The 12,171-nt window shown below is 62.6% G+C and carries 16 protein-coding genes; 14 read left to right on the top strand and 2 right to left on the bottom strand.

Annotated elements, in window-relative coordinates; translation table 11 throughout:
- Both N4G42_RS24865 and N4G42_RS24860 read right to left on the bottom strand, forming a co-directional pair.
- A partial coding sequence (locus N4G42_RS24865; protein ID WP_260669086.1) for a hypothetical protein occupies nucleotides 1-302 on the bottom strand: 302 nt, incomplete at its 3' end.
- Nucleotides 303-361: 59 nt separating this feature from the next.
- Nucleotides 362-1,117 (bottom strand): helix-turn-helix transcriptional regulator, encoded by a 756-nt coding sequence (locus tag N4G42_RS24860; RefSeq protein WP_260669085.1) that lies wholly within the window; start codon nucleotides 1,115-1,117, stop codon nucleotides 362-364.
- A gap of 56 nt (nucleotides 1,118-1,173) precedes the next feature.
- Here N4G42_RS24860 and N4G42_RS24855 point away from each other — a divergent pair, with 56 nt between their 5' ends.
- From N4G42_RS24855 to N4G42_RS24790, 14 genes are all read left to right on the top strand, one after another.
- Nucleotides 1,174-1,413 carry a transcriptional regulator gene (locus N4G42_RS24855; protein ID WP_260669084.1) on the top strand — a complete coding sequence of 80 codons (240 nt, stop codon included), beginning with the start codon at nucleotides 1,174-1,176 and terminating at the stop codon, nucleotides 1,411-1,413.
- 2 nt (nucleotides 1,414-1,415) lie between these two features.
- Nucleotides 1,416-1,730 (top strand): hypothetical protein, encoded by a 315-nt coding sequence (locus N4G42_RS24850; RefSeq protein ID WP_260669083.1) that lies wholly within the window; start codon nucleotides 1,416-1,418, stop codon nucleotides 1,728-1,730.
- Nucleotides 1,727-2,251, top strand: coding sequence for a phage regulatory CII family protein (locus N4G42_RS24845; RefSeq protein WP_260669082.1), 525 nt, complete (start codon nucleotides 1,727-1,729; stop codon nucleotides 2,249-2,251). Before N4G42_RS24850 ends, N4G42_RS24845 begins: the two co-directional genes overlap by 4 nt.
- The gene (locus tag N4G42_RS24840; protein WP_260669081.1) at nucleotides 2,248-2,523 is read left to right on the top strand and encodes a hypothetical protein; all 276 of its coding nucleotides are present in this window, start codon (nucleotides 2,248-2,250) and stop codon (nucleotides 2,521-2,523) included. Before N4G42_RS24845 ends, N4G42_RS24840 begins: the two co-directional genes overlap by 4 nt.
- Nucleotides 2,516-3,454 carry a hypothetical protein gene (locus N4G42_RS24835; protein WP_260669080.1) on the top strand — a complete coding sequence of 313 codons (939 nt, stop codon included), beginning with the start codon at nucleotides 2,516-2,518 and terminating at the stop codon, nucleotides 3,452-3,454. The genes N4G42_RS24840 and N4G42_RS24835 overlap by 8 nt, the downstream gene beginning before the upstream one ends.
- Nucleotides 3,455-3,457: 3 nt before the next feature.
- Nucleotides 3,458-4,981 (top strand): DEAD/DEAH box helicase, encoded by a 1,524-nt coding sequence (locus tag N4G42_RS24830; protein WP_260669079.1) that lies wholly within the window; start codon nucleotides 3,458-3,460, stop codon nucleotides 4,979-4,981.
- Entirely contained in the window at nucleotides 4,978-5,862 is an 885-nt protein-coding gene (locus N4G42_RS24825) for a toprim domain-containing protein (protein ID WP_260669078.1), read from the top strand. The genes N4G42_RS24830 and N4G42_RS24825 overlap by 4 nt, the downstream gene beginning before the upstream one ends.
- Nucleotides 5,863-6,188: 326 nt before the next feature.
- Nucleotides 6,189-6,386, top strand: coding sequence for a hypothetical protein (locus N4G42_RS24820; protein ID WP_260669077.1), 198 nt, complete (start codon nucleotides 6,189-6,191; stop codon nucleotides 6,384-6,386).
- Nucleotides 6,383-6,835, top strand: a complete 453-nt coding sequence (locus N4G42_RS24815) for a hypothetical protein (RefSeq protein ID WP_260669076.1) — start codon at nucleotides 6,383-6,385, stop codon at nucleotides 6,833-6,835. Before N4G42_RS24820 ends, N4G42_RS24815 begins: the two co-directional genes overlap by 4 nt.
- Before the next feature lie 901 nt (nucleotides 6,836-7,736).
- Nucleotides 7,737-8,141, top strand: coding sequence for a hypothetical protein (locus tag N4G42_RS24810; protein WP_260669075.1), 405 nt, complete (start codon nucleotides 7,737-7,739; stop codon nucleotides 8,139-8,141).
- Between the two features lie 435 nt (nucleotides 8,142-8,576).
- Nucleotides 8,577-8,918 (top strand): HNH endonuclease, encoded by a 342-nt coding sequence (locus N4G42_RS24805; RefSeq protein WP_260669074.1) that lies wholly within the window; start codon nucleotides 8,577-8,579, stop codon nucleotides 8,916-8,918.
- A gap of 64 nt (nucleotides 8,919-8,982) precedes the next feature.
- Nucleotides 8,983-9,438 carry a hypothetical protein gene (locus tag N4G42_RS24800; protein WP_260669073.1) on the top strand — a complete coding sequence of 152 codons (456 nt, stop codon included), beginning with the start codon at nucleotides 8,983-8,985 and terminating at the stop codon, nucleotides 9,436-9,438.
- Between the two features lie 2 nt (nucleotides 9,439-9,440).
- Nucleotides 9,441-11,192 (top strand): terminase large subunit, encoded by a 1,752-nt coding sequence (locus tag N4G42_RS24795; RefSeq protein ID WP_260669072.1) that lies wholly within the window; start codon nucleotides 9,441-9,443, stop codon nucleotides 11,190-11,192.
- On the top strand, nucleotides 11,192-12,171 hold a 980-nt coding region (locus tag N4G42_RS24790), incomplete at its 3' end, for a phage portal protein (RefSeq protein ID WP_260669071.1). The genes N4G42_RS24795 and N4G42_RS24790, both read left to right, overlap by 1 nt.

The following is a 12,171-nucleotide window of genomic DNA, read 5'->3' as shown; positions in this document are numbered from 1 at the left end:
TCGCGGTGGTACTGGGATCGCAGTGTGTTCATGCGTTCGACCGCAACGTCGAAACGCCTGCCAAACCGGCGGCTTCCTTGATGGCGGAGCATGTCGAGGTCGGCGGCGTCCAGGTCTGGGAATCCCCAGCCGTAGCCTTCGGCCTTGATCAATGCGGCGCGTACCCGGTCAACCACCGTGTTCCACTCGGTGCGCCGCTCGCGCCCCAGATTGAGTCGGTTGCCTATTACCAAGCCACCCAAAAAAGTCAGCAAGCCCAGTGCAATGCCGGGGCCAGTTATCCACTCCTGCAGTTCGTTCAAGAGCATTGGCTTTGGCTGCTGATTTGCTTCTTTGCGGGCTTCACCACGACCTATCGCCGCTAAAACTGCTCGCTTCGCCAGGCAGTCAGAATTTTCCCGAACACCTGGAAATCCATCGACTTGTCGATGTCAAACGGGTCGTAGTCAGGATTGAATGACTTTGCGCGCAGCACCAGTCCGTCCTTCGTTGGGATGCGCTGCAGCTGCTTGATGAAGCCGTGGCCGTCAACTCGGAAGAAGTAAACGCCGTCTGTATCAACTGTGGTGAATCCCCTGTCACAAAGTAGGGGGTCGCCAGGGTTGTAGCGGGGCTTCATCGATGGCCCAAAGCCGGTCACGATACATAGGTTGGCCAAGCTGCTGTAGACCGGCACGTTCAGGCGGAGCCAATCTGGGGAAACGCGCCAGCTTCGAATAAATCCTGGCGGGGTGTCTTCCAGCTCGAAGCCGTTCCCCATGGAGCCGCCTGCAGCGTACTGCGTTATCACCAAATCCGGCTGCTCTCCACCTACCGCTGGAGCTTCGTGAGGAGATGGCGCGACTGGCGGCAGGTCATCTCCTGGCGCTTCAGTCAACGGAAGGTCGAACCAGCCCCGAGGCTTTGCGTAGACGGCTTCGAGCTTGGCCGCGAGCACATCCCCGAGTCCCCGACTGCCGCTCGTCAAGGCGCTGAAATGAGACTTTGGCGTACCTGTCTCACGCGCGACCTGAGCAGCGCCGCCGGATTCCCGAAGCAGCAACTCGAGACGGAGGCGCCGTCTTCTCTTTCTGGGTGATTCCATGTCTTCCATCCAATAAGCGTACGCGATTTGCATAACTTGAAGGTATGCGTTATGCTTCGAAATAAGTTGCGCACTATGCATACCGGGCCATGAAACTCAGAACCTATCTCGACACCTTGCCGCACGGCGGCGTATCCGAATTTGCAGCACGAATTTGTGTGTCGCCCGTGTACCTGTCGCAGCTTGCGGCTGAGCAGGATGGACGTGTTCCAAGCCCGACTCTTTGCGTTGTCATTGAGCGGGAATCGCAGCGAGCGGTGCAGCGCCAAGACTTGCGCCCTGCCGATTGGAAGGACATCTGGCCTGAACTCGTGACGGCCGAGGCCTGACCATGGCCTATCAGAGCCCCCTCGCGCGCCGCATGGGCCGCTGCAACCGCCCAGCTCCTGGCAAGTTCACCCGCGACACGTCGCAGGAGACCTTCAGATCCCCTGCGACCCATGCCAGCACAAGCCGACTTGATTCGATCGTTCGCACGCGCTCGCCATTGGGAAGCACGTTTTCGCTGAGCGCTGAGCGCTGCGAGCTGTGGATGACCTGGCCGGTGGCCAGTGCGGTGGTGGGTGTGGTGTGTGAAGTCATGGTCCGAATCTTCGTGCCACCCCTTTCTCCCGTCCACGTCCAAATTTCGGAGATCCGGACATGAGCCTTTTTGACACCCTCCGCCGTGCGGCGGATCACTTCCCCGGCGGGCGTTCCACGATTTCGCATCGCAACGGCTGGAACGACGAGTACACGCGCAAACAGCTTTCCGGATCTGCGTCGCACAAGCTGGGCGCCATGGACGCCCTGGCCATCGCGCGCCTGTGCATTGAGGCTGGCACCGAGCACTGCTTCGATTACCCCGCCTACGTGGCCGAGGAGTGCGGCGGCAAGTTCGTGCTGGATGCACAGTCGCCAGAGCCCGAGCAGAGCCCGATGCGTCGTGTTTCCGTGCTGGCGCGCGAGGCGGGCGATGTGACGGCTGTCTTCCTCGACGCCCTGCAGGACGGGAAGATCAGCGACAACGAGCTGGCCGACATCGAGCTTGAAATTGCCCAGGCCGAAGAAGCACTGCGCAAGCTGCGTCAAGCGGCGAGGGCCGTGAATGCAGCTGGTAAGCCGGGCGCTGTGCAGACGCAATCTACGCAGCAATGGGTGCGCGAGTTTGATGGGGCACCAGCATGAGCAATTGGTTTCCCGTTCGCCACGCCTGGCCCGAAGTTACCAATGGAAAGCTCTGGCAGGGGGCCAGTAGCGCCCCGCTGAAAACTGTTCGCATCCTTCCGTCTGCTGAGCATGCGGGCTTCTTCCACTATTCCATTGCGGACATCGTGACGGGAGAAATCGAAGAGACGCGCCGCCCTGTCGCTGGACATGCCTTACCGAGCATATTGGAGCACGAAGGGATAGATCCGCAGCAGTTTGCGTGGACCAGCATGGAGCCATCGCATGCTTGATCTGGACCTGATCCGTATTGACGGCGACACCCAGTCGCGCGAGAAGATTGATGAGGCTGTGGTGGCCGAATACGCCGAAGCCATGAAGGCTGGTGTGCAGTTCCCGCCTGTGATCGTGTTTTTCGATGGGGTAGACCGCTGGCTGGCCGATGGCTTTCACCGCTATCACGGCGCCCGCCTGGCGGGTCTGAGCAAGATATACGAAGAAATTTCGCCAGGAACTCGGCGAGACGCGGTGCTCTACAGCCTCAAGGCTAATGCGACGCATGGCTTGAAACGCACCCATGCCGACAAACGCAAGGCGGTCGAAACGCTGCTGAAGGATGCCGAGTGGTCGGCGTGGAGCGACCGAAAGATCGCCGAGGTTTGTGGTGTTGGTAATCAGCTGGTTGGCGAGGTGCGCCGTGCTATCTGTGTGAATCACACAGATACACCTGCTACGCGGACTGTGGAGCGCAACGGCAAGACCTACCAGCAGAACACGGCCAAGATCGGCCGCACGCCAGCCCCCGCGCCGGCCGATTCCGGCGACACCCCCGCCGCGCGGCCGGAATCGGAGGTCTCAGGCACAGCCCTGGACATGCCGGACAGCAGGGGCATCGACCCAGCGCCCGCTCAGCGGCCGAAGCGCGCCGCACCGAATCCCGCTCCCGCCGTGTCCGATGACGTTGGGCAAGCCCAGTCCGCCCAGGTCTTGGCACTGCAGGAAGAGGTTTCTGCGCTGCGCGAGCAATTGCAGGAGGCGCAGGCCGACAACGCATCCATCGCCCAGATCTTGGACGCCAGCGACCAGCTCGCGGCAGCGATGGTGGAGGCCAAGCGCGAGCGCGACCTGGCCCGGGGGCTGCAATCCCGCATCAATTCCCTCATGACGCAGGTAGCGGACCTGAAGCGGCAGGTTGCGCACTGGAAGAAGAAGGCGGGAGGCTGATCCATGAGCGCACTGTTTGATGACCTCGATACCGGAGCCTTCCCGCCGCCTCGCCAGTTTCAGGCCGCCGCTATGCACGGCATTGCCGAGGGCCTGCTTGCTGGGCACAAGAACCAGATGCTCATGGCGCCCACGGGAGCGGGCAAGACATACCTGGGGCTGCGCGTGGCGCACAAGGCCATCAAGCAGGGCAAGCGCGCCACGTTCCTGTGCGACCGCATCACCCTCATCGACCAGACCAGCCGCCGGGCCGACGAGTACGGCCTGCGCGACCACGGCGTTATCCAGGGCGACCACTACCGCCAGGACTGGAGCCGACCGTTGCAGATCGCCAGCGTACAGACCATTGAAAGCCGAGGTTGGCCGCAAACGGACGTACTGATCGTGGACGAGGCGCACACCATGCGCGACGCCTGGGTGAAGTTTGCGCAGGAGAGCGCGGCGCGCGTGATCGGCCTGTCTGCTACGCCGTTCTCGCGCGGCCTGGGCAAGATCTTCACCAACCTGATCAGCCCTACCACCATGCACGAACTCACGCAGGCGGGCGATCTGGTGCCCATGCGTGTTCTGTCGTGCAAGCGCCCCAACATGGAGGGCGCCAAAGTCAACGAGTTTGGCGAGTGGCAGTCCAGCGAAGCCGAGGCGCGCGGCATGGAGATCATCGGCGACGTGGTGGCCGAGTGGATGCGACACGGCGAGAGTCGCAAGACCATCGTCTTCGGCGCCACCATTGCGCACTGCGAGGAACTCTGCCGCCAGTTCAATGAGGCGGGAATCTTCGCCGCGACCTTCACCAAGGACACGGAGAAGCGAGAGCGCGAGCAGCTCGTGGCCGAGTTCGAGAAGCCAGATTCATGCATCCGAGTGCTGATCAGCGTGGAGGCCTTGGCCAAGGGATTCGATGTGCAGGACGTTGGCTGTGTGGTGGACTGCCGTCCTCTGCGCAAGAGCCTATCCACTGCGATCCAAATGTGGGGCCGTGGGCTGCGTTCGAGCCGGGCGACTGGAAAGACGGACTGCATTCTGCTGGATCACAGCGGCAACATCATCCGCTTCGCCGAAGACTTCGAACGCATCTATTACCACGGCCTGGATTGCTTGGACGATGGCGAAGCCCTGGACCGCACGGTGCGCAAGGACGAGAAGGACGAGAGTGAGCGCAAGGGATGCCCCTCCTGTGGACACAAGCCGTTTCGCAAGCGCTGCATGTCCTGCGGCTTCGAGATCGTGGCCGCAAGCGAGATCACGCACGAGGCGGGTGAAATGCAGGAGGTAGTGATCGGCAACAAGAAACTGGCCGACGACAAGCGCCACCTGTTTCATCAGCTCTGCGCTTACGCCAACGGCAACGCCAAGATCGCCAAGAAGGAAGGCTTCGTGAAGCTGAAATTCAAGGAGTGGACGGGCGACTGGCCGCCCTTCGAGTACAGCTTCCACAAAGCGCCCGTGGTGGACATCACGGGGGCAGTAAAGAGCCGCATCACGTCCGAGAACATCCGGCGTGCGAAGGCGAGGCAAGCCGCATGACGACATTCATCGACTTCGCTCGCGCCCATGGGGTAGAGATCGACCCGGTCAAGCTCATGCCGCGCGACAAGGTGGTGCGGTGCCCTACGACCGAGCACCCGCGCAGCCGCAACGGCGCGTACTTCTGGGATGGTCAGCGAGGCTGGGTCTTTGCCTGGGATGGCGAGGCACGCACACAGTGGTTCAACGATCCAGAGGCCAAGCCTTGGACCGAGGAAGAAAAGCGCCAATGGAAGGCCAAGCGCGACGCCCAGCGCCAAGCGCAGCAACAGGGCTATCAGCGGGCCGCGATCAAGGCGCAGGAGCTTTTGCGTACCACGACGCCCGGCCCTCATAACTACCTCTTCTACAAGGGTCTGCCGAACTCGCAGGGCCTTTGCACGCCTGACGGCGATCTGGTGGTCCCGATGCGCGACTGGCAAACCAACGCCGTGCGCGGGGCCCAGTTGATCCGGTGGACCGATACCGAGGACGAGCCCGGCCGTATGCGGTGGGTCAAGAAGATGACCTACGGCATGCAGGCGCGTGGCGCCGTGCTGCGTCTGGGCCCCCCCAGGGCGACCGAGACGATCTATTGCGAGGGCTTCGCCACGGGGCTATCCATCGAGGCCGCAGTGAAGCAGATGCGCCTTAACGCCGCCGTTCTGGTGTGCTTCAGCGATTCCAACATGGTCTATGTCGCCCAGCAGACCAAGGGCCGCCGCTACACGTTCGCCGACCACGACAAGAGTGGTGCAGGGGAGAGGGCCGCCAAGGAAATGGGTCTTCCGTACTGCATGAGTCCGGTGATGGGCGAGGACGCAAACGACATGCACAAGCGCGCCGGCCTACTGGCCGTATGCGGTCTGCTGATGCAAGTGCGCCGGGAGTCGGGAATGTAGCGCCTTACCTGCAGCAACCCATGCCAGCGGCTCGATACGCGGGGGCATGGGCCAAGAAAGCGGCTACCCGGATTGTGCAAAGCCGAAACGTGGGTGGACTACCTAGAGCGTGCGCAGGGTCCCGATGCAGGGGCTGTAAGTCTGGGTTACCCGCTGGGGCGCATCGGCCACCACGGGGCGCTGAAACGCTGGGCTCACTGCCACTGCCGAAAGCGCAGGCCACGCCTCCCGGGTTCCCCTGGGTAGGGGTGGTATGCGCAGTCCACCGGGTCTTCAGCCTTGCCGAGATACGGGGACAGGGGGTTGATGTGCAGAGAGAGGGCAGTGTGGATTTTGAGGAACACAAGCGCGTGATGCTCGCGCACTGCGTGATGTTGGCCAAGGTGGACAAGGCCTATGCGTGGTGGGCGGCGAAGCGGTACGCGCGGGAGTCGGAAGGGGTGCTCGCGGATCTGCCGCAACAGCTGGCCGACCAGATGAACGGGATGAAGGCGATTGAAGGATCACAACGAGGAGCCACATGACCATTTGCGACACCCTTGAGGGTTTCATTGAGGAGCGGAGCCACACGCCCGCATACCACGCCAAGCCAGAGCGGCGCAGCACGCTGCCGCAAGAGTTACGGGATGCGGACGCCTTGCTCACGCGATATGGCCGCTGGGCGCAGGACCGCTACCAAAAGCGCCGCTGTGCCAGCGCAGAGGGCCAGTATGTGCCACCGCCAATGCGTGGCCAGGAAGACGAACCGATGCAGCCCTTCATGGCCGATTGGTCCGCCTTGAATGTCCAACACGCGCTGGTGAAAGTGCCGATGCAGTACCGCCGTGTGCTGCAGGCCTACTACATCCCCCAGCGCAGACCACATCACGCGGTGCGCCGCGAATTGAAGATCAGCTCAGGCACCTGGGAGCTGTCTCGCATTGAAGGCTTGCGTCGGTTCTGGAGTGTCTACTTGCGCGGCTTGACACGGTAGTGCATAATCGCGCCATATCCCGCGACACTGAGTCGTGCGCCTCGGTTGCCCAACGGCAGCCGGAGGTGTGTCCAGATAAAACCCGCAAGGTTCGTCCTGCGGGTTTTTCGTTTGAGCTATCGATTCGACGCCTGGCGTGTAGGTGGGCCGAACTCAGGTGTGGGCCCGGTCGGCACGCTCAAAACAGGCATTTCAGCTGGAGCCTGCGCATTCGTCTCCGATGTCGGGACGACGTTGGTTTGGCAGCCAATCAACATGGCGGCAAGGGGAACGGCGGCGAATGCGAAAGCGCGCATCGGAGTGCTTCCTTTGTAGTCATGGGTTGAGAGCCGGAAAACCGGTGGACGGGAATCCGTCCGCGCCTACTGAACACGGACCCTGCAAAAAAGTTCCGCCGCGTGCCCGAGTGGCCTAAAGGTGATGCGCCAAGGCAGGCCGGAAGCCTGCTGCAAGCAACAGGGACGTGTGGCGCGCGCAGCCGATACACGCTCCTACCTGGGTTCGAATCCCAGCGCGGAGCCAATGAGCCAGCTTCAGAGCCTTCGACATGAGCACTTTCGACACCAAGCCAGCCAACGCACGGGGCGTGATGCTCCCAAGGGGCGTGGAGCTCAGCGTGTGGCTGGACGACCGCTGGCTGCCAATCGGCAGGACGACAGCGGATGTGAGGCCAGCGGCGCGTGATGATCGCAGACGTATTCCCTGGGGCCTGATGCGCCGCCGCAGATCGCGCAGATAGCAAACACCCCGACGCCCAGCAACCAGCGCTGGCCCACCAGGGGCAAGTGGTGGGGGGAATCCTTCCGGAAGCTCGGTGCTGGGAAGCGCAGGCAGCAGCCAGCAGGGCCAGACCAAGCTCTGTAGTCCGATGGCGGCAATCTCTTCGACCTCAAGGATCCTTATGACCACGAACCAAGAAGCAGGCGGCACCAATGCATGGGGCGGAAAGTCGGGAACATCCTGGCAAGGTGGCAAGGCAAGCGATTCTGGATTGACGCAGCGCACCATGGCGACAGTTGGCGTACTTACCTCTGTTGCCGTGGCGATCATCTGGGGTGGCTTCTGGCTTGGGCTTGCGCTATCTGTCTTATGGGGGTGGTTCGTCGTGCCATTGTTCGGCCTGCCGGTGCTGACCGTCTGGCAGGCTTACGGGCTGATGTTGATGGCGCGGATGTTCCTGCCTATGCGGCTCGGCGAGAAGACGAATGACACCTTTGGCCTTGCCATGTGCAAGGCGTTCTCTGCGCCGCCGTTTGTCGCCGGCGTGTTCTTGCTCATGGGCTGGTGCGTGAAGACTTGGGCCTGACCATGGCATCCACCCGCACCATCCGAAAGCGCGCTATCCAGCGCACGAAGCACAAACTGCTGGACCGCACCATTGAGCGCATCGCAGAGGAATTGAGTAGCGAGGAGGTGGGCCGCCTTCTCGCGACCCTGCAGCGTGATCTTGGCGCCCACCGAGTGCGTCCAGGGAGTGGAGACTGCTTTGGCGTTGCCCGGGGTGGAGTCTGACAATGGCCCGATTCCGGTTTCGCATTTCTGAGAAGTCCTACTTCACCGCTGGACCCTTCTTCAAGGGGCCATACCGACAGTTCACTTGGCTGCCGAGCTTTGACAAGCAGGTGGCGTGCCGATGGGGTTGGGCTATCAACTGGCTCGGCATGCGCGTGAAGCTTGTCATTGGCGATAGCTGCATATGGCATAGCTGGTCGGGGAAACGGGCGGATCAGCGGTTTCGAGCATGAAGACTCTGCCACGCCTTAAGACGATCAAGCCCCGACTCGCTCCATTGAATGCTGCTCCCGTCCGCACCCTGAACACGAAGGCCGGAGCGTCGGAGCGCGTGAGAGGAAGTGCCTGGGCCCGCATCCGCAACCAGGTGTTGGTCCGGGACGCATACACCTGCCAAGGCTGCGGACGCGTATCGGCCGACAACGAGGTGGATCACATCAAGCCGCTGGAGCAGGGAGGCCACCCGACAGCGCTTTCCAACCTGCAGACCCTGTGCAAGGGGCCAGAGGGATGCCATACGAAGAAAACGGCACGCGAGGCAGGGAAAAGAGCAAGGGGGTGGGGCGGGTGAAAAGTCCGGAGGCCGAGAAGCCAGGAAACCTCGCCGTTTCCCACGCGCGCCAAAAACCCCTTGTTTGATTCCCTGGGACCGGGAAATCAAAGAATCAAAGGAATCAAAAATGCCCCGAGGTGGTTCACGACCTGGTGCAGGGCGCAAGCCCAAAGCCAAGCCGCAGGACGCACCAGCGGCAAAACCGGTGGTGGATGCCGCCGGATTCAAGACGGACGCGGCGCCCGAGAACTGGCCGTTCGGCAAGGAGCCGCCGAAGGAGCCCGATCCGCCGGAAGACCTGAGCAAGTTGACTCCGCTGGAGTTCCTGTTGAAGGTCATGCGAGACGAGGGCGAGGACAAGGGCCGACGCATGCAAGCCGCCTCCCTGGCCGCCCCGTACTGCCACCCCAAGAAGGGGGAGAGCACCAAGAAGGCCGAGGCCGAAGAGAAAGCCAGGGCCGCCGGGTCTGGCCGGTTCGCAACACGCAAGGGTCCACCAGGGCCGCAGCTCGCGGCAGCGGGAGGTAAGAGGGTCTAAACATGGAATGGAGCACGGCCTGCAAGGACTGGGAGCGCCGCATCGTTGAGCGCGAGCCGCTGATCCCCTTTGCGCCCTTGTTCCCTGACATGGCCGACGAGGCTTGGGATGTTTTCAGCCACCTCGTGATGGTGGACGTTGACGGCCAGCCGACCATGGGCGAGATCTGCCTGCCCTGGCTTGAGCATTGGGTCCGGGCGATCTTCGGCGCGCGGCACCCGGAGACAGGGCGGCAGCTGATCAATGAGTTCTTCCTCATGGTCAGCAAGAAGAACGGCAAGTCGAGCATTGCGGCAGGCGTGATGCTGACCGCGCTGATCCTGAACTGGCGCCCATCGGCCGAGCTGCTGATCCTCAGCCCGACCAAGGAGATCGCCGAGAACAGTTTCAAGCCGATCCGCGACATGATCAACGCGGACGAGGAGTTGCAGGCCCTGCTGAAGGTGCAGGAGTATCAGCGGCTGATCACGCACCGCGAGAACAACGCCACGCTGAAGGTGGTGGCTGCCGACAGCGATACGGTGTCGGGCAAGAAGGCCAGCTTCGTTTTCGTGGATGAGCTCCACGAGTTCGGCAAAAAGGCCAAGGCCTCGAATATGCTGCTGGAGGCTACGGGCGGCTTGGCGTCGCGCCCCGAGGGGTTCGTGATCTACGCCACGACGCAGAGCGAACAGCCCCCGGCCGGCGTGTTCAAGGACAAGCTGGACTACGCCCGCAAGATTCGGGACGGCGAGATCGAAGACCGCAAGTTCCTCCCGCTGATCTACGAGTTCCCGCAGGCGATGCTGGCGGCCAAGGCCCACCGGGACCTGAACAACGCCTATGTGACCAACCCGAACTGGGGCACGTCGGTCGATATTGAGCGGATCAACCAGCTGCACAGCCAGGCGCAGGCGCTGGGCGAGCAGCAGTTCAAGGAATTTCTCGCGAAGCATCTGAACGTCGAGATCGGCATGAACCTGCACAACGACCGTTGGGCGGGGGCGGACTTCTGGGAGACACAAGGCACACGCCCTGGCCTGACCCTGCAGAACCTGCTCGACGAGTGCGAGGTGATCGATGTCGGTATCGACGGCGGCGGCCTGGACGATCTGCTGGGCTTGGCCGTGCTGGGCCGCAGGCGTGAGCAAGAAGAGGTGTTCGTGCTGGAGTACACGGACCCAGAGACGAATGAGCTTGTGCCTGCGCATTGGGCGACGGTGCAGCGCTGGCTGCTGTGGACCCGGGCATGGGCGCACCCCTCGGTGTTGGAACGTCGCAAGGAGATCGCCCCCCGCCTGCTGGACTTCTCCAAGCAGGGGCACCTGGTGCTGGTGAAGAACGTGGGCGAGGACACGGCGCAGCTCGCGAAGCTGGTGAAGCGGTGCGAAGACTCTGGCCTGCTGGACCAGGTGGGCTGTGACCCGCTGGGCCTGGGCGGTGTGCTCGATGCCCTTGCAAAGGAAGAGGTCCCGCGCGAAAAGATCGTGGGCGTCCCCCAAGGCTACAAGCTGCACAGCGCCATCAAGACCGGGGAGCGAAAGCTCGCCGAGGGTGTGCTGGTGCATGGGGCTCAGCCCCTGATGGCCTGGTGCGTGGGTAACGCCCGCGTGGAGGCCAGCAAGAACGCAGTGATCGTGACAAAGCAGGCTTCGGGCACCGGAAAGATTGACCCTCTGATGGCCACATACAACGCCATCACCCTGCTATCCCTCAACCCTGAAGGCGTCGGCCTCAACCTGGACGACATCCTCGCAAACCCATTGATTGCCTAATGGCCACACTCCTTCACACTGTCGGGCGCTGGTTCGGCTGGGGCGGGGCCCTTGGCGAAAGCAAGGGCGACCAGTACGCCGCACCGACTACGGCGCTCAATGACGGCCTGCGGAACATCGGCGCCGAGGGCGCGCTGCAGATGGACACCGTCTGGGCTGCCATCGACCGCCGGGCGACCACGGTTGCCAGCCTCCCGTTTTTTGTCTACGAGCAGCGCAACGGCCAGAAGGTGCTGGCGCGCACATCGCGGCTCTACACGCTGCTGCACGACAGCCCCAATTCGCGCATGACGCCCTTCGAGTTCTGGCGCGCGATGATGATGAACTACGACCTGCGGGGCAATGCCTATGCCCGCGTGGAGCGTGCGCCAGATGGGGAGGCTGTTGCACTCTGGCCTATGCCCGCCGACCAGGTGATCCCCATGGTGCTGGACGACGGCAGCATGGTCTACCGGTACTACATCAACGGGGACATAGCGTTTCTCTCCGACGAGAACGTGCTGCACCTGAAAAACCTCGGCAATGGCACGGTAGGTCTGGCGAAGCTGGAGTTCATGCGCGGAACGACCGACGAGCAGGCAAAGGCCCAACAGTCGGCGTCCAAGGTGTTCGGCAACGGCGGCAAACCCACCGGCGTGCTGATGATCGATGCCACCTTGAAGCCTGGCCAGCGCGAATCCCTGCGCGCCAATTATGGCGAGCTGGCCACGGGCAGCACCTCTCGGCTGGCGGTACTTGAAGCGAACATGAAGTATCAGCAGCTGGGCCTTAGTCCTGAGGATCAGCAGCTTCTGGAGACACGCCAGTTCGGTGTTGAGCAGTTTTGCCGGTGGCTGGATGTGCCCCCGGTACTGGTGTACCACTCCAACGTCACCGCATGGGGCACCGGCATCGAGCAGATCGTGGACGGCTGGCACAAGTTCAGCCTGCGCCCGATCCTGGTAGGCATCGAGCAGGCCGTGCGCAAGCGCGTGATGAC

This window comes from Acidovorax sp. K2F (assembly GCF_025246485.1).
Lineage (GTDB): Bacteria > Pseudomonadota > Gammaproteobacteria > Burkholderiales > Burkholderiaceae_C > Acidovorax > Acidovorax delafieldii.
The sequence above is the reverse complement of the archived record's forward strand: the minus strand, read 5'-3'. Positions and strand labels throughout refer to the sequence as shown.